The sequence below is a fragment of the Streptomyces sp. Act143 genome, from assembly GCF_003143935.1.
In the GTDB taxonomy this organism is placed as follows: domain Bacteria; phylum Actinomycetota; class Actinomycetes; order Streptomycetales; family Streptomycetaceae; genus Streptomyces.
Map to the genome: position 1 here is coordinate 6,005,212 of NZ_QFRX01000001.1, position 15,623 is coordinate 6,020,834.

The following is a 15,623-nucleotide window of genomic DNA, read 5'->3' on the forward strand; positions in this document are numbered from 1 at the left end:
CCCTAGCGGCCCTCTCCGAACCAGCCGTCGTCCTGCTGCTGTCCGGCCGGATACGTCTCGTTCTCCGGCACCCACTGCTGCTGCTGTTGGTGGTGGTGGGGTGCCTGGGGCTGCTGCGGGATGTGCGGTATGTACGGCTGCTGCCCGTATCCCTGGGGCTGGGCTCCCTGGGGCTGGGCGGCGTGGCCCTGCCACTGGTCGTACGGCTGCGCGGGCTGCTGCTGGTACGGAGCCTGGCCGTGGCCCTGGACGGTGTACGCGCCGGCGCCGTGGGGTGGGACGGGCTGCATCTGGTGCTGCTGCGGGTAGTGCTGAGGATGCTGCTGCTGGGGGTGCTGCTGTGCCGTCTGTGTCACCCCGTTCCACGCCACCGCCTGCTGGGGCACGGAACGGCCCATGGTCCGCAGATCGCCCTGGGTGTGGCCGGTGTAGGCCTGGGTCATGGCGTGGGCGTTGTGCGGGGAGGCGTGCGGTGCCGTGCGGGCCAGGGCGATGCCTTCCAGCCGCATCATCTCGATCGTCGAGGAGACCTGCGGGGACGAGTACTCGTCCTCCTCCTCCCAGACCGCCGAGACATCCTGCTCGTGGTCACCGGCGACCGACACCTCGACGCCGCCCTGGCGGGTGCCCCAGCTGCCCTTGTGCAGGGTGAGCAGGGCGTAGAACCGCAGCGGCGTCAGCAGCACCAGCTGGATGACGCCGTACAGCGGAGCCAGCAGGAACATGCCGAACCGCTTGATCAGGCCCATGCCGCGGCGCGGGAAGTCGAGGTAGCGGACGTTGCGCAGGTACCCCATGAGGACCATGAAGACCAGGTAGTCACCGATGTGGTTGACGAACCGTTCCGGGTGCATGGCCGGGAGGATGACCATCGAGTAGAACATCGCCGAGCCGAAGATCAGCCACAGCGCGAGTTCCATGCAGGTCAGCCAGAAGGCGGGCCGGTACTTCTTCTGGTGCGTGAACGCCCACAGGGACTCACGGAAGAAGGACTTGTTCCAGCGCACCTGCTGGCGCAGGAAGTGCGGCAGCTTCTCGGGTACGGCGGTGTAGCCGACGGCCGTCTCCTGGAAGACGACCTGGCCTTCCATGAGGCAGTAGTTGGTCATCCGGCGGTCGTCGCCGAAGACGGCGGGCTTGCCGAGGAACTGCTGGTTGAGGAAGTCCGGCAGGTACTTGCGCACCAGCGTGCCGCGGTACACCGACAGGGCACCGCAGCAGCACAGGACCGACTTCAGCCGGGAGTACGCGGCCCGCTCGAAGAGGAACGAGTTGCCGTACCGCAGGTCCTGAAGGCGTGTGAAGATGTTGCTGTCGTGGTTGAGCGCGAGCACCATGCCCGTGGAGGCCATGATCTTCGGGTTGGCCATGGGCAGCAGCAGCTCGCGGACCGTGTCCCTGGACAGAATGGTGTCGGAGTCGACACACAGGAACAGGTCGGAGTAGGGAGCCGCCTCGAAGCCGAGGGCGAGGGCCTCGCGCTTGCCCTTGTTCTCGGGCTGGATGCTGACCGTGTACTTCACGCCCCGCGCCTCGAACTCCTTGCGGAGTTTCTTGGCGGCCTTGATGCCGGCCTGGTCGGCGCTGCAGTCGTCGATGATGTGGATCTCGTTGGGCAGCCGGCTCTGCGCGAGCAGGCTGCGCATGCCCTGCTCGAACATCACCGGGTCCTCGTTGTAGATCGGGATGACCGCGGTGACCCAGGAGTTGTCGAGGAGCAGCAGCTCCTCGCGGTCCGCCTTGGCGGGCCGGTAGAAGAGCGCGCCGAACATCTTCAGGGCGAGCAGCCCCAGCGCACCGAACGAGTACAGGTGCAGCGAGCTCGGGTCCAGCTTGGTCACGATCACGGCGGCGATGGCGAGGAAGACGAAGTACGAGATCCTCAGATGTCGTCGGCGTTTGTGCCGGCGACGGCCGTCGGAGTCGACGGCCCCGGGTACGTAACCGTCACTCACAGCTTGACCACCTGCGGGTGGTCGGCCGACTTGCCGCGCGTGTCGAAGAGCAGGCGGGCGTGGTCGGCCAGGCGGTCGAGGTCGAGCTCGCTGTGCTGCTGGAGCAGGATGGTCAGGTCGGCCTGGGCCGCGCCTTCGAGGTAGTCCCCGACGCGGGGCACCGCGGTGCCCTCGACGGTCCAGTCGGCGACCCGGGGGTCGTAGTAGGAGAGCTCGGCACCGCGTTCGAGCAGCAGCTCGGCCACGTCCACGGCCGGGCTCTCCCGCTGGTCGGAGATGTCCGGCTTGTAGGTCACGCCGAGCAGCAGGACCCGCGAGCCGCGGATCGGCTTGCCGTGCTGGTTGAGCAGGTCGGAGGCGCGCGAGACGACATGGGCGGGCATCCGCTGGTTGATCTCCTGGGCCAGCTCCACGAAGCGGAACGGGATGCCGAGGGAACGCACCTTGTACGACAGGTAGTTGGGGTCGATCGGGATGCAGTGGCCGCCGACACCCGGGCCGGGGTAGAAGGGCGCGAAGCCGAACGGCTTGCTGGAGGCGCAGCGGATGGCGTCCCACAGGTCGACGCCGATCTCGCGGCAGAACATCGCCATCTCGTTGACGAGCGCGATGTTCACGTGCCGGTAGGTGTTCTCCAGCAGCTTGGCCATCTCGGCCTCGCGGGTGCCCCTGGCCTCCACCACGCTGCCCACGAAGCGCTCGTACAGCGCGCGGGCCGCCTTGGTGCAGTCCGGGGTGGTGCCCCCGACCACCTTCGGCGTGTTCTCCAGGCCGTAGGTCGGGTTGCCCGGGTCGATGCGCTCGGGGGAGAAGGCGAGGTGGAAGTCGATCCCCGCCTTCAGACCGCCGGCCTCCAGCCGTGGACGGACGACCTCCTCGGTGGTGCCGGGGTAGGTCGTCGACTCGAGGACGACCAGGGTGCCCGGCCTGAGGTGGGCCGCGATGTCCGCCACGGCGGAGTCCACCGCCGCGAGGTTGGGCGCGCCGTGCTCGGTCAGCGGGGTCGGCACACAGATCACGACGGCTGCCGACTCCGCGATGACCTCGGGCGAGTCGACCGCCCGGAAGCCCTGGTCGAGCATGGCGCGGACATCGGCGTCGCTGATGTCGTCGACGTGTGAGGACCCCGAGTTCAGCCCCTGGACCACCGGTGCGCTGCGGTCGAGGCCGACCACCTTGAGACCGGAAGCGCTTGCCGCACGGGCAAGCGGCAGCCCTACGTAGCCGAGCCCGATGATCACGAGATCGACAGAGGTTTTTCGGTTCACAACAAGCTTCCCACCCCGCGCCCAAGCCCCCCACGAGCCCTGATGGCAAGGCGCACAGTCATCATTCGAATAAAGGAGCCGGAATCGTAACAGTGTGCCCACGAGTCGCACACGATTCGTACATAGTCGTGATTCTCACGTTCAACTTCGTACAACCCTTGCCATTGCCTGTGAGTCGGCTCGACCGAGGTCGGCCGGCTCGGTACGCGCCCGTGGCGCGGAAAGCGGTTCCGACCTACTCTCACTGCCGATCCATCCGCCGGGCGCACGCCCCGCGCCCTGAAGGAGACCTGCCGTGGCGTCGTCCCGCCGTCAACCCCGCCGCCCCAGCCGGGCCGGCCGTGTGTTCAAGACCCTGCTGGTGGTGGCCGTCCTCGCCGGCGGTGTCCTGGCCGCGAGACCGGTCTGGGACCACTTCCATCCGGAGCCCGCCGAGCTCACCGTCCGCTACCGGACGGCGACGGAGGCGAAGGCCGATGCCGTACGGCCGTGGCTGGAGGTGTTCAACACGTCCGAGAAGACCGTGCCGCTGAGCGATGTCTCGCTGCGGTACTACTTCACGGCCGACGAGGGCGCGTCGTACGCCTTCAACTGTGTGGAGGCCGCCATGGGGTGCTCGAACCTGACCGGGGCCGTGGTCGCCATGGACACGCCCCACGACGGTGCCGATCACTACCTTCAGCTCGGGTTCACCGGGAAGGCGGGCTCACTGAAGCCCGGCGCGAACAGCGAGGGGCTGGAGATCCAGCTCTACCGGACCGACCACAAGCCGGTGCAGCAGACCGGCGACTGGTCCTTCGACGACTCCAAGCGGGCCTACCAGGACTCCGACCGCATACCCGCCTACAAGCGCGGTGCGCTGGTGTGGGGCGAGGAGCCCGGCGGGGAGGCCGCCGAGGCGGCGGCCACACCCGCCGCCGAGCCGGTGGTCGAAGCCCCCGAGGGCGGCTTCTTCGACGACTTCAACTACCGGGGTCCCAAGGACACCGCCCTGTTCAAGCACGGCTGGCTGGTGCGCACCAGTGAGGGCGGCCCCGGCATCGACGGCACCTGGACGGCCGACGGTGTGTCCTTCCCGGGCGACGAGAAGGCGCTCGGCGGGCAGGTCCTCAACCTGCGCGCCGCCACCGACGGCACGAAGGCCGGTACCGAGCAGGCCGCGCTCGGCTCGAAGAAGGCCGAGTTCCGCACCGGCACCTACGCGGCCCGGATCCACTTCACCGACAAGCCGACGACCGGCGAGAACGGCGACCACATCAACCAGACGTTCTTCACGATCGGCGGCTCGGGCGACAAGTACAGCGAGCTCGACAACGAGTACATGCCGAACGGCGGCTGGGGCGCGCTCGGGCCGAAGCTGGACACCACGTCCTGGCGCAATGCCGAGGACGGCGACCGCGTGACCCGCAAGCACCTGAGGAGCCTGGCCGGCTGGCGCACCGTGCTGATCACGGTGACGAAGAGCTCCGTCACGTACAGCATCGACGGGGAGAAGCTCTACCGCAGCGGCTCGGACTACGCCCCGCGGGCCGACATGGCGATGAACTTCAACACCTGGTTCGTCGATCTGCCCTTCACCGGTGAACGCGCCTGGGACATGAAGGTCGACTGGGTCTACTTCCAGTCCGGCGAGAAGCTCACGGCCAAGGAGGCGGAGAAGGCCGCCAAGGGCTTCCGGGACAACGGTCTGAGCTGGTTCGACACGCTGCCCGCCGCCTGAGCCGGCGCCCCGGGGGCGTCGGTCAGCCGGCCTCCGCCGCTGCCGACGCCTGGGCCTCGCCGCGGCGGCGGATCTGGCGGAAGGCGAACTCCGCCAGATCGTTGCCGATCTTCTCGACCTGGGTGCTCTTGGTGGTGACGTCCTTGCCGTCGAGGAAACCGGCGGTGGTGAAGTAGGCGTAGCGGCCGTAGGAATTGGTCGTCGTACGGCACACCGCGGAGTTGCAGAACGGCTTGATCCCGTCGCCGGACAGGGAGGCGATGACGCTCCGGTCGTCGGCCTGGCCCTTGGCCTTCTTCGCCTCGGCCTCGGTGTCGAAGACGGCCACGCCGACCGTGACCGCGACGCCGTCCTTCATGTAGGACACCCGCATCACGCTGGTGCAGCCGTTGGCGGTGAGGACCTTGCCGAGGGTGCCGGCCGCGTTGGCGGCCGAGGCGCACTTCTTGGTGTCGGCCGTGGCGCCCTTCTTGTAGACCGTCTCGCCCATGGTCAGCTGTGTGCCGGGGAAGAGGATCTCCGCGCTGAGCGGGGCGGTGTCCTTGGTCCTGCTGGAGATGAAGTCCTTCGGGTCCAGCGGCGGCGGGGCGCTGGTCGGCGCGAAGGAGGGCGCCGTCGCGGACTGGCTCGGGATGTCCGCCGTCGCGGGCAGCGAGGACGTGGTGGACGCCTCGTCGTCGCCGCCGTTGGCGGAGACCACGGCCATGGCGACGGCGGTGCCTATCGCCGCGGTGGCCAGGGCGCCGCCGACGATGAACAGCAGCTTGCGCCGCTTGTTACGGGTCTCCGATGCCTCGGCGAGCGCCGCCCAGTCCGGGGTCTGGCCGTCGTTGCCGCCGTTCCACGGCTGCTGGGAATTCGGTTTCCAGGGATCCCACTGGGACTGGGGTCCCCCCTGCTGCCCAAAGCTCATGGGGCGCATCATAGAGGTGGGGCGGGTGGGGCCCGGTGCGTGTGCTCGTTTTGACCCGTCCGGGGCACCGCTAGTACCCTTGCCGTTTGTTATGCGTATTGGCTTGGTCGTTCTGACGCCAGAAGCCCATACGTAGGTTCCCTGGAGCAGTTACCAGTGGGCGGCATACGGGCAGCGTTCCCGGCATATTTGTCGTCCCCAGCTGCACGATCGCTTCAAGGATGCCTGTGTCAGCACCCATCCCTGAAGAAGAAGGCTGAGAAGTGCGTACGTACAGCCCTAAGCCCGGCGATGTGACTCGCCAGTGGCACGTCATTGACGCTCAGGACGTCGTCCTGGGCCGTCTCGCCACCACCGCCGCGAACCTCCTCCGCGGCAAGCACAAGCCGACCTATGCCCCGCACATGGACATGGGCGACTTCGTCATCATCATCAACGCCGACAAGGTGCACCTGTCCGGCAACAAGCGGACCCAGAAGCTGGCGTACCGCCACTCCGGCTACCCGGGTGGTCTGCGTTCGGTCCGCTACGACGACCTGCTCCGCGACAACCCGGAGAAGGCCGTCGAGAAGGCCATCAAGGGCATGATCCCCAAGAACTCCCTGGGCCGTCAGATGCTCTCGAAGCTGAAGGTCTACTCGGGCGACCAGCACCCGCACGCTGCCCAGCAGCCGGTGCCGTTCGAGATCACCCAGGTCGCGCAGTAAGTCCGGCCACCCCCTAAGACTGAACAGAATCTGAGGAGAATCGTGGCCGAGACCACCGTTGAGCAGCCGGTCGAAGAGACCGAGCTTGTCGACATCGACAGCTACACCACCGAGTCGGACGTCCCCGTCGAGGGCGAGTACACCTCCGAGTCGCTCGCGTCCCGCTTCGGCGACCCGCAGCCGGCCGCCGGCCTGGGCCGTCGCAAGAACGCCATCGCCCGCGTCCGGATCGTCCCGGGCACCGGCAAGTGGAAGATCAACGGTCGCACCCTCGAGGACTACTTCCCGAACAAGGTGCACCAGCAGGAAGTCAACGAGCCCTTCAAGGTGCTCGAGCTCGAGGGCCGCTACGACGTCATCGCCCGCATCGCGGGTGGCGGTGTCTCCGGTCAGGCCGGTGCGCTCCGTCTCGGTGTCGCCCGTGCGCTGAACGAGGCCGACGTCGACAACAACCGCGGCCCGCTCAAGAAGGCCGGCTTCCTCCGCCGCGACGACCGTGCGGTCGAGCGCAAGAAGGCCGGTCTGAAGAAGGCCCGCAAGGCTCCGCAGTACAGCAAGCGTTAAGCTTCGCTGCCTGCAGCCCGTACTCGCATACGTTCGCAGTACGCAGTACGTCCGAACGCCCCGGCGGCACGCCACAGTGCTGTCGGGGCGTTCGTTTATCACAGCCGTGGGCGTATAACGGCACAAGACGCTCAAAGGCTTGTGTGATCGGGTGATCCTGGGCGATCTCCGAAGGTGACCTCGAAAGTGACGCTTCATCAGGAGGACAAGTGGGACGACTCTTCGGCACGGACGGCGTGCGCGGCGTCGCCAACGCGGACCTGACCGCCGAGATGGCGCTCGGTCTGTCCGTCGCGGCGGCCCACGTGCTGGCCGAGGCGGGCACCTTCGAGGGCCACCGGCCGACGGCGGTGGTCGGACGGGACCCGCGTGCGTCCGGGGAGTTCCTGGAGGCCGCCGTGGTGGCGGGCCTGGCGAGCGCCGGCGTCGACGTCCTGAAGGTCGGCGTGCTGCCGACCCCGGCCGTGGCGTACCTCACGGGCGTGCTCGGCGCCGACCTCGGCGTCATGCTGTCCGCCAGCCACAACGCGATGCCCGACAACGGCGTCAAGTTCCTCGCCCGCGGCGGGCACAAGCTCGACGACGAGCTGGAGGACCGGATCGAGGCCGTCTACGAGGCCCACCGGCACGGCGAGCCGTGGGAGCGGCCGACCGGTGCGGGCGTCGGACGGGTCCGTGAGTACAAGGAGGGCTTCGACCAGTACGTCGCCCACCTCATCGCCGTCCTCCCGAACCGGCTCGACGGGCTGAAGATCGTCCTCGACGAGGCGCACGGCGCCGCCGCGCGGGTGTCGCCGGAGGCGTTCTCCCGGGCCGGGGCCGAGATCATCACGATCGGGGCCGACCCGGACGGGCTCAACATCAACGACGGGTGCGGTTCCACGCACCTCGGGCTGCTGAAGGCGGCCGTCGTCGAGCACGGGGCCGACTTCGGCATCGCGCACGACGGGGACGCGGACCGCTGCCTCGCCGTCGACCACACCGGTGAGGAGGTCGACGGGGACCAGATCATGGCGGTGCTCGCGCTGGCCATGCGGGAGCGCTCCGCGCTCCGGTCCGACACCGTGGTCGCGACCGTGATGTCCAACCTCGGGTTCAAGCTGGCGCTCGAGCGGGAGGGCCTGACGCTGGTGCAGACGGCTGTGGGCGACCGGTATGTGCTGGAGTCCATGAAGGAGCACGGGTACGCGCTCGGGGGCGAGCAGTCCGGGCACGTGATCATCCTGGATCACGCCACCACCGGGGACGGCACCCTGACCGGGCTGATGCTCGCGGCGCGGGTCGCGGAGACCGGGCGGTCGCTGCGGGAGCTGGCGGCCGTGATGGAGCGGTTGCCGCAGGTGCTGATCAATGTGCCGGACGTGGACCGGACCCGGGTCGGGAAGTCCGCGGAGCTCGCGGCCGCTGTTTCTGAGGCCGAGCGGGAACTCGGTTCCACCGGGCGGGTGTTGTTGCGGCCTTCCGGGACCGAGCCGTTGGTGCGGGTGATGGTCGAGGCGGCGGACATCGATCAGGCGCGGTCTGTGGCCGGGCGGTTGGCCGATGCGGTGAAGTCGGCGCTGGGTTGAGACGCCGGGTTCGGGGTGGGGGTGCTGTGCTGTGCGGGCTGCGGGTTCGCCGTGGCTGGTCGCGCAGTTCCCCGCGCCCCTAGGGGCGTTTCCAGAGCCACTTCTGGAGGAGCAGGGTGAGCGTTCCCGCCAGCACGATCCCCAGCAGGTTCAGCAGGAGTTGCTCCGTCGAGCCCCACGCCTGCTGGTACTCGCTGTAGCTGAAGGCGACCGCCGCGTTCGCCGCTGCCGGGACCGTCGTCACCGAGATGGCCACGCCCACCAGGGCGCCCGACTTGGCCGAGGTGAGGGACAGGGTGCCCGCGCAGCCGGCGAGGACCGCGACGACGAACGAGAACCAGTCCGGCCGGTAGATGAAGTTGGTGTTGGGGCGCGCGGCGTCCAGCTGCTCGTCGCTGAAGAGGTGCACCGAGTCCATGAAGTAGCTGAAGCCCACCGTCACCGCCATCGCCACCGCGAAGCCCACCAGCAGCGCGATCAGGGAGCGCAGCGCCAGCCGCGGGTGGCGTTGGACGATCGCCGTGCTGAAGGCGGCCAGCGGGCCGAACTCCGGGCCCACGGCCATGGCGCCGACGATCAGGATCGCGTTGTCCAGCACCACGCCGCAGGCCGCGATCATGGTGGCCAGCGTGATGAAGGCGAGGTAGGTGACGGAGAGCGTTGACTCCTCGTGGGTGGCGTCGGTGAGGTGGTCCCACAGGACCGCGTCGGCGCCCTCGCCCGGCGCCTCCTCCTCGGCCTTGTCGGCCCTCCTGGACAGCGACAGGTCGATGTTCTCGACGGCGATCGAGCCGGTCTTGTCGAGGTCCAACTCCTGGAGTGCGCCGATGAGTTCGTCGCCCGCCTCGCGGGCCACGTCGCACATCACCACGTCCCCGGCCGGATTGCGGGCGGCGCCCGGCACCACGACCAGATGCGTGGTGCCGACCGTCTTCTCGATCAGTCGGACCACGTCGTCCGTGCTGTCGGACGGCGTGATCAGACGCAGATGCAACATGACGTCTTTTTAACAGGCTCCGGTCACTTGCTCACAGCTTGCGCAGGCTCAGCCGGCGGACCTTGTGGTCCGGGCCCTTGCGGATGACGAGGGTGGCGCGGCCCCGGGTGGGGGCGATGTTCTCGACCAGGTTCGGCTTGTTGATGGTGCGCCACTGGGTGCGGGCGTAGTCGAGGGCCTCCTCCTCGGAGACCTGGGTGTACTTGCGGAAGTACGAGTTGGGGTCCTGGAAGGCCGTCTGGCGCAGCTTCTTGAAGCGGTTGAGGTACCAGCGCTCGACGTCGTCGGGGTTGGCGTCGATGTAGACGCTGAAGTCGAAGTAGTCGGCGAGGCCGACGCGGGTGCGGCCGTCCTTGCCGGGGAGCGCCGGCTGGAGGACGTTGAGGCCCTCGACGATCAGGATGTCCGGGCGGCGCACCACGAGTTTCTCGCCGGGGACGATGTCGTAGATGAGGTGCGAGTAGACGGGCGCCGTCACCTCGTCCTTGCCGGCCTTGATGTCGGCGACGAACTTGGTCAGGGCCCGGCGGTCGTAGGACTCCGGGAAGCCCTTGCGGGACATCAGGCCGCGCGCCTGGAGCTCCTTGGTGGGCAGCAGGAAACCGTCCGTCGTCACGCGCTCCACGCGCGGGTGCTCGGGCCAGCGGGAGAGCAGGGCCGTCAGGAGGCGGGCGACCGTGGACTTGCCGCCGGCGACCGAGCCCGCGACCCCTATGACGAAGGGGGTGCCGGTCTGGGTGCCCTGTTCGCCGAGGAAGGTGTTCAGGGCGCCTCTGAGGCCGTCCGTGGCGCCGACGTAGAGGTTGAGGAGGCGGGAGAGCGGGAGGTAGATGTCCCGCACCTCGTCGAGGTCGATGACGTCGCCGAGGCCGCGCAGCCGCTCGACCTCCTCCGCCGTCAGGGGCAGGGGCGTCTTGTCGCGCAGCGCGCTCCACTCGGCACGGGTGAGGTCGACGTAGGGAGTCGCCTCCGGCTTGTTCCGGTGGGCGCTCCGGGGGGTCGAGGAGACCGGAGAGATCACAGTCCATTGTTAACGGAGTTTGAACGAGATGGCGGGTGGGGTCCGTCACGCCTTGACCGAGCCTCGTACGCCGGGGTCCGTACACCCGCGTTGCACCCGCGTTCGTATGCCCGTGGGAATTTCCGATATCGGGCACACGGAAGCCCTTTCGTCCGCCTGATGGTGCGTAGGCTGCCGCGCATGTGCGGAATCGTGGGATACGTGGGGTCGCAGTCCTCGCTCGAGGTCGTGATGGCCGGACTGAAACGACTGGAGTACCGGGGGTACGACTCGGCGGGTGTCGCCGTGCTCGCCGACGGCGGGCTCGCCGCCGCCAAGAAGGCCGGCAAGCTCGTCAATCTGGAGAAGGAGCTGGTCGACCGGCCGCTGCCGACCGGCGGCACCGGGATCGGGCACACGCGCTGGGCCACGCACGGCGGGCCGACGGACGCCAACGCGCATCCGCACCTGGACAACGCCGGCCGGGTCGCGGTCGTCCACAACGGGATCATCGAGAACTTCGCCGCGCTGCGGGCCGAACTGTCCGAGCGCGGACACGACCTGGCGTCCGAGACCGACACCGAGGTCGTCGCGCATCTGCTCGCCGAGGAGTTCTCCTCGTGCGGGGACCTCGCCGAGGCGATGCGGCTGGTGTGCCGACGCCTGGAGGGGGCGTTCACGCTGGTCGCCGTGCACGCCGACGAGCCGGACGTGGTCGTCGGGGCGCGGCGGAACTCGCCGCTGGTGGTGGGTGTGGGGGAGGGGGAGGTGTTCCTCGCGTCCGATGTGGCGGCCTTCATCGCCCACACCCGGTCCGCGATCGAGCTCGGCCAGGACCAGGTGGTCGAGCTGCGCCGCGAGGGGGTGACGGTGACCGGCTTCGACGGCCGGCCGGCCGAGGTCAGGTCCTACCACGTGGACTGGGACGCCTCCGCCGCCGAGAAGGGCGGCTACGACTACTTCATGCTCAAGGAGATCGCCGAGCAGCCCAAGGCGGTCGCGGACACGCTGCTGGGGCGCATCGACGCGGCCGGGTCGCTGACCCTGGACGAGGTGCGCATTCCGCCAGGGGTGCTGCGGGAGGTCGACAAGGTCGTCGTGGTGGCGTGCGGTACGGCCTTCCACGCGGGGCTGATCGCCAAGTACGCCATCGAGCACTGGACGCGCATCCCCTGCGAGGTGGAGCTGGCGAGCGAGTTCCGCTACCGCGACCCGATCCTGGACCCGCGGACGCTGGTGATCGCCATCTCCCAGTCCGGCGAGACCATGGACACGCTCATGGCCCTGCGGCACGCCCGCGCCCAGGGCTCCAAGGTGCTGGCCATCTGCAACACCAACGGCTCGACGATCCCGCGCGAGTCGGACGCGGTGCTCTACACGCACGCCGGGCCGGAGGTCGCGGTCGCCTCGACGAAGGCGTTCCTGACGCAGCTGGTGGCGTGCTACCTGGTCGCGCTGTACCTGGGCCAGGTGCGGGGGACCAAGTGGGGCGACGAGATCGTGGCCGTCATCCGGGACCTGTCGAGGATCTCCGCCGAGGTCGATCGCGTGCTGGAGACGATGGAGCCGGTACGGGCCCTCGCGCGGTCGCTCGCCGACAAGAACACCGTGCTGTTCCTGGGCCGGCACGTCGGCTACCCGGTGGCCCTCGAAGGGGCTCTGAAGCTCAAGGAGCTCGCCTACATGCACGCCGAGGGGTTCGCGGCGGGTGAGCTCAAGCACGGGCCGATCGCGCTCATCGAGGACGATCTGCCGGTGGTGGTGGTCGTGCCGTCGCCGCGCGGTCGGTCGGTGCTGCACGACAAGATCGTCTCCAACATCCAGGAGATCCGGGCCCGAGGGGCGCGCACGATCGTCATCGCGGAGGAGGGCGACGAGGCGGTGGTGCCGTACGCGGACCACCTGATCCGCATTCCCGCGACTCCGACCCTGCTCCAGCCGCTGGTCGCCACGGTTCCGTTGCAGGTGTTCGCGTGCGAGCTGGCGACGGCCCGGGGCAACGAGGTGGACCAGCCGCGGAACCTGGCGAAGTCGGTGACGGTGGAGTGAGCCGAGCGGGCGGGCCCTCATAGGGTGCTCGGCATGAGCATCATCGGCGTCGGGATCGACGTGGCGGAGATCGAGCGGTTCGGGGCGGCGCTGGAGCGGACGCCGGGGATGGCGCAACGGCTCTTCCTGGAGAGCGAGTTGCTGCTGCCCAGCGGCGAGCGGCGGGGGATCGCCTCCCTCGCCGCCCGCTTCGCCGCGAAGGAGGCGCTCGCCAAGGCCCTCGGCGCACCCGCCGGGCTGCACTGGACCGACGCCGAGGTGTACGTCGAGGACAGCGGGCAGCCGCGGCTGCGGGTGACGGGGACGGTGGCGGAAAGGGCGGCGGAACTCGGCGTGCGGTCCTGGCACGTGTCGCTGAGCCATGACGCGGGGGTGGCGTCGGCTGTGGTGGTGGCGGAGGGGTAGTCCGGGGAGACTCGTCCTCATGCGGACTGCTTACAGCGTGGAGACGGTCAGGGCGGCGGAGCGGGAGCTGATGGCTCGGCTGCCGGAGGGAACGCTCATGCAGCGGGCGGCGGCCGGACTTGCTGCCGCCTGCGCCGACTTGCTGGGGCGGGTGTACGGCAGCCGGGTGGTGCTGCTGGTGGGGAGCGGGGACAACGGCGGCGACGCCCTGTACGCCGGGGCCCGGCTCGCCCGGCGCGGGGCGGGCGTCAGCGCCGTCCTGCTGAATCCGGAGCGGGCCCATGCGGGCGGGCTGGCGGCGCTGCGGCGGGCGGGCGGGACCGTGGTGGCCGCCGGTGGCGCGGAGGACGTGATCCTGCGGGCCGATCTGGTGCTGGACGGCATCGTGGGGATCGGCGGGAAGGGCGGGCTGCGGGCGGACGCCGCCTCGCTCGTGTCCGTGGTCGAGGACGCGCGCGCCGCCGTCGTCGCCGTCGACCTGCCCAGCGGGGTCGACCCCGGCACCGGGGAGGTGCGGGGGGCTGCCGTACGGGCCGATCTCACCGTCACCTTCGGCACCCACAAGCCGGGGCTGCTGATCGATCCGGCGCGGGAGTACGCCGGGGTCGTGCGGCTGGTGGAGATCGGGTTGTCCCTGCCCGCGGAGGCCGAGCTGGAGGCGTTGCAGCACGCGGATGTCGCCGCCCTGCTGCCGGTGCCCGGGGCCGAGAGCGACAAGTACCGGCGGGGTGTCGTGGGGATCGCCGCCGGGTCCGCCCGGTATCCGGGGGCCGCCGTGCTCGCCGTGGCCGGGGCGCTGCGGGGCGGGGCGGGCGCCGTGCGGTACGTCGGGCCGGCCGGGGACGCCGTCATCGCGCGGTTTCCCGAGACGCTCGTCTCGGACCAGGGTCCGGCGAAGGCCGGGCGGGTGCAGGCGTGGGTCGTCGGGCCCGGGGCGGGCGACGACGCGGCGTCCGTGGCGGAGGTGCTGGAGGCGGAGGTGCCGGTGCTCGTCGACGCGGACGGGTTGCGGCTGGCCGACCGGGAGGTGGTGCGGCGGCGGAGCGCGCCGACGCTGATGACCCCTCACGCGGGGGAGGCCGCGGCGTTGTTGGGGGTGGCCCGGGAGGAGGTCGAGGGGGCTCGGCTGGCGGCGGTGCGGGAGTTGGCGGGGCGGTACGGGGCGACGGTGCTGTTGAAGGGGTCGACGACGCTGGTCGCCGATGCGGGGGGCGGTGCGGTGCGGGTGAATCCGACCGGGACGGGGTGGCTGGCGACGGCGGGGAGCGGGGACGTGCTGTCGGGGCTGACGGGGTCGTTGCTGGCGGCGGGGCTCGGTGCGGTGGACGCGGGGAGCGCGGGGGCGTATCTGCACGGGCTGGCCGGGCGGCTCGCGGCGGACGGCGCGCCGGTGGGCGCGGGCGACGTGGCGGGGGCCGTGGGGGCGGCGTGGCGGGATGTGACCGGGTAGCGGAAGGGGGCGCGGGGGCGGCGCCGGTGGGCGGGCGTCGGTGCTGAGCTGTCGTAAGGCTCCGCAAAAAGGGTGACCCCGCCGCGCGCCACCCCCGGCGCGGCGGCGGCCCGGGTTTCTCTGATCGCATGATCAGCAGACGTATCGCCTACCGAAGCGTGGCTGTGATGATCGTCGCCGCCACTCTGCTGCCCGTCGGGACCGCCTCCGCCGAGCCGCCGCCGCCCGCTGCCGGGCCCGAGGCCGAGCTCGTGCCCGGGGTGTACCAGCCCTGGCAGGTCGACACCCCCGACCAGGTGCTCGCGCCCAAGGTGTACACGCCAGGGGCGGCCGAGGACGCCGTCGAGCCGGCCGACGCCGCCGTGGGGGCGTACGACCTGGTCGAGTACGTGCCGCTCGGGGACGCCGTCGCGCGGGTGACGTGCACCAAGTCGACCGGGCCCTTCCAGCGGCAGGTCGAGAAGTGGCTGAAGCGGAAGGCGGACGGAAAGCAGTCGGCCGCCGACTGCAAGGCCATCCGGGCGTTCCAGAGGAAGCAGAAGATCACGCCCGCCATCGGGTTCGCCGGGCCCGTGACCTGGGCTCGGATGCAGTTCCTGGCCGCGAGGGACAACCCCAACGCGGCCAGGAAGTGCCCGGTCCGCTCCTACCGCGTCGCCTGCGTCGATCTGACCCGGCAGATCACCTGGGTGCAGAAGGGGAAGAAGGTCGTCTACGGGCCGGTCCCGATGCGCAGCGGGCGGGCCGGTTACCGGACCCGGGCCGGCTGGCACAAGGTCTACTGGAAGCACAAGAACCACGTCTCGACGCTGTATCACCAGCCCATGCCCTACGCGCAGTTCTTCGACGGCGGGCAGGCCTTCCACGCCGTCTACGGCTCCATCTTCACCACCGTCGGCTCCATGGGCTGCGTCAACCTGCGCCTCGGTGACGCCCGGAAGCTGTGGGGCGTGCTGAAGAAGGGCGACCGGGTGTTCGTGTGGGGGAGGCGGTACGGGACGTAGGCGTACGAAGGGGTGTCCGACCC

13 protein-coding genes are annotated in these 15,623 nt (G+C 70.0%); 8 read left to right on the plus strand and 5 right to left on the minus strand.

Annotated elements, in window-relative coordinates:
* Positions 1 to 2: 2 nt before the first annotated feature.
* Both DI272_RS27465 and DI272_RS27470 read right to left on the minus strand, forming a co-directional pair.
* Positions 3 to 1,955 (minus strand): glycosyltransferase, encoded by a 1,953-nt coding sequence (locus DI272_RS27465; protein ID WP_109497898.1) that lies wholly within the window; start codon positions 1,953 to 1,955, stop codon positions 3 to 5.
* Positions 1,952 to 3,223 carry a nucleotide sugar dehydrogenase gene (locus tag DI272_RS27470; RefSeq protein ID WP_109497899.1) on the minus strand — a complete coding sequence of 424 codons (1,272 nt, stop codon included), beginning with the start codon at positions 3,221 to 3,223 and terminating at the stop codon, positions 1,952 to 1,954. Before DI272_RS27470 ends, DI272_RS27465 begins: the two co-directional genes overlap by 4 nt.
* A gap of 295 nt (positions 3,224 to 3,518) precedes the next feature.
* Between DI272_RS27470 and DI272_RS27475 the strand changes: the two genes are divergently transcribed.
* Positions 3,519 to 4,943 (plus strand): cellulose binding domain-containing protein, encoded by a 1,425-nt coding sequence (locus DI272_RS27475; RefSeq protein ID WP_109497900.1) that lies wholly within the window; start codon positions 3,519 to 3,521, stop codon positions 4,941 to 4,943.
* A 22-nt stretch (positions 4,944 to 4,965) separates the two neighbouring features.
* On the opposite strand, the gene DI272_RS27480 is transcribed toward DI272_RS27475, so the two are convergent.
* Entirely contained in the window at positions 4,966 to 5,856 is an 891-nt protein-coding gene (locus DI272_RS27480; protein ID WP_109501062.1) for a hypothetical protein, read from the minus strand.
* Positions 5,857 to 6,119: 263 nt separating this feature from the next.
* On the opposite strand from DI272_RS27480, the gene rplM reads away from it, so the two are divergent.
* From rplM to glmM, 3 genes are all read left to right on the plus strand, one after another.
* The gene (gene rplM, locus DI272_RS27485; protein ID WP_109497901.1) at positions 6,120 to 6,563 is read left to right on the plus strand and encodes a 50S ribosomal protein L13; all 444 of its coding nucleotides are present in this window, start codon (positions 6,120 to 6,122) and stop codon (positions 6,561 to 6,563) included.
* Positions 6,564 to 6,605: 42 nt separating this feature from the next.
* Positions 6,606 to 7,127, plus strand: a complete 522-nt coding sequence (gene rpsI / locus DI272_RS27490) for a 30S ribosomal protein S9 (protein WP_109497902.1) — start codon at positions 6,606 to 6,608, stop codon at positions 7,125 to 7,127.
* 209 nt (positions 7,128 to 7,336) lie between these two features.
* The gene (gene glmM, locus DI272_RS27495) at positions 7,337 to 8,695 is read left to right on the plus strand and encodes a phosphoglucosamine mutase (protein ID WP_109497903.1); all 1,359 of its coding nucleotides are present in this window, start codon (positions 7,337 to 7,339) and stop codon (positions 8,693 to 8,695) included.
* Positions 8,696 to 8,774: 79 nt separating this feature from the next.
* Here glmM and DI272_RS27500 read toward each other — a convergent pair whose 3' ends face one another.
* On the minus strand, positions 8,775 to 9,692 hold the full coding sequence (locus DI272_RS27500) for a DUF389 domain-containing protein (protein WP_109497904.1): 918 nt from the start codon (positions 9,690 to 9,692) through the stop codon (positions 8,775 to 8,777).
* Between the two features lie 31 nt (positions 9,693 to 9,723).
* On the minus strand, positions 9,724 to 10,713 hold the full coding sequence (gene coaA, locus DI272_RS27505) for a type I pantothenate kinase (protein WP_109497905.1): 990 nt from the start codon (positions 10,711 to 10,713) through the stop codon (positions 9,724 to 9,726).
* Positions 10,714 to 10,893: 180 nt separating this feature from the next.
* Here coaA and glmS point away from each other — a divergent pair, with 180 nt between their 5' ends.
* The 4 genes from glmS to DI272_RS27525 all read left to right on the plus strand — a co-directional run bounded on the left by glmS (position 10,894) and on the right by DI272_RS27525 (position 15,600).
* Positions 10,894 to 12,741, plus strand: a complete 1,848-nt coding sequence (glmS, locus tag DI272_RS27510; RefSeq protein WP_109497906.1) for a glutamine--fructose-6-phosphate transaminase (isomerizing) — start codon at positions 10,894 to 10,896, stop codon at positions 12,739 to 12,741.
* A 33-nt stretch (positions 12,742 to 12,774) separates the two neighbouring features.
* Complete coding sequence (locus DI272_RS27515) at positions 12,775 to 13,146, plus strand: holo-ACP synthase (RefSeq protein WP_109501063.1); 372 nt, start codon at positions 12,775 to 12,777, stop codon at positions 13,144 to 13,146.
* 19 nt (positions 13,147 to 13,165) lie between these two features.
* Complete coding sequence (locus DI272_RS27520) at positions 13,166 to 14,596, plus strand: NAD(P)H-hydrate dehydratase (RefSeq protein WP_109497907.1); 1,431 nt, start codon at positions 13,166 to 13,168, stop codon at positions 14,594 to 14,596.
* 128 nt (positions 14,597 to 14,724) lie between these two features.
* The gene (locus DI272_RS27525) at positions 14,725 to 15,600 is read left to right on the plus strand and encodes a L,D-transpeptidase family protein (protein WP_181387324.1); all 876 of its coding nucleotides are present in this window, start codon (positions 14,725 to 14,727) and stop codon (positions 15,598 to 15,600) included.
* The last annotated feature ends 23 nt before the right edge of the window (positions 15,601 to 15,623 follow it).

Coding starts and splice junctions, on each gene's coding strand:
- DI272_RS27480 (WP_109501062.1), bottom strand. CDS start 5,856: ATGAGCTTTGGGCAGCAGGGGGGACCCCAGTCCCAGTGGGATCCCTGG.
- DI272_RS27500 (WP_109497904.1), bottom strand. CDS start 9,692: ATGTTGCATCTGCGTCTGATCACGCCGTCCGACAGCACGGACGACGTG.
- glmS (WP_109497906.1), top strand. CDS start 10,894: ATGTGCGGAATCGTGGGATACGTGGGGTCGCAGTCCTCGCTCGAGGTC.
- DI272_RS27515 (WP_109501063.1), top strand. CDS start 12,775: ATGAGCATCATCGGCGTCGGGATCGACGTGGCGGAGATCGAGCGGTTC.
- DI272_RS27520 (WP_109497907.1), top strand. CDS start 13,166: ATGCGGACTGCTTACAGCGTGGAGACGGTCAGGGCGGCGGAGCGGGAG.
- DI272_RS27525 (WP_181387324.1), top strand. CDS start 14,725: ATGATCAGCAGACGTATCGCCTACCGAAGCGTGGCTGTGATGATCGTC.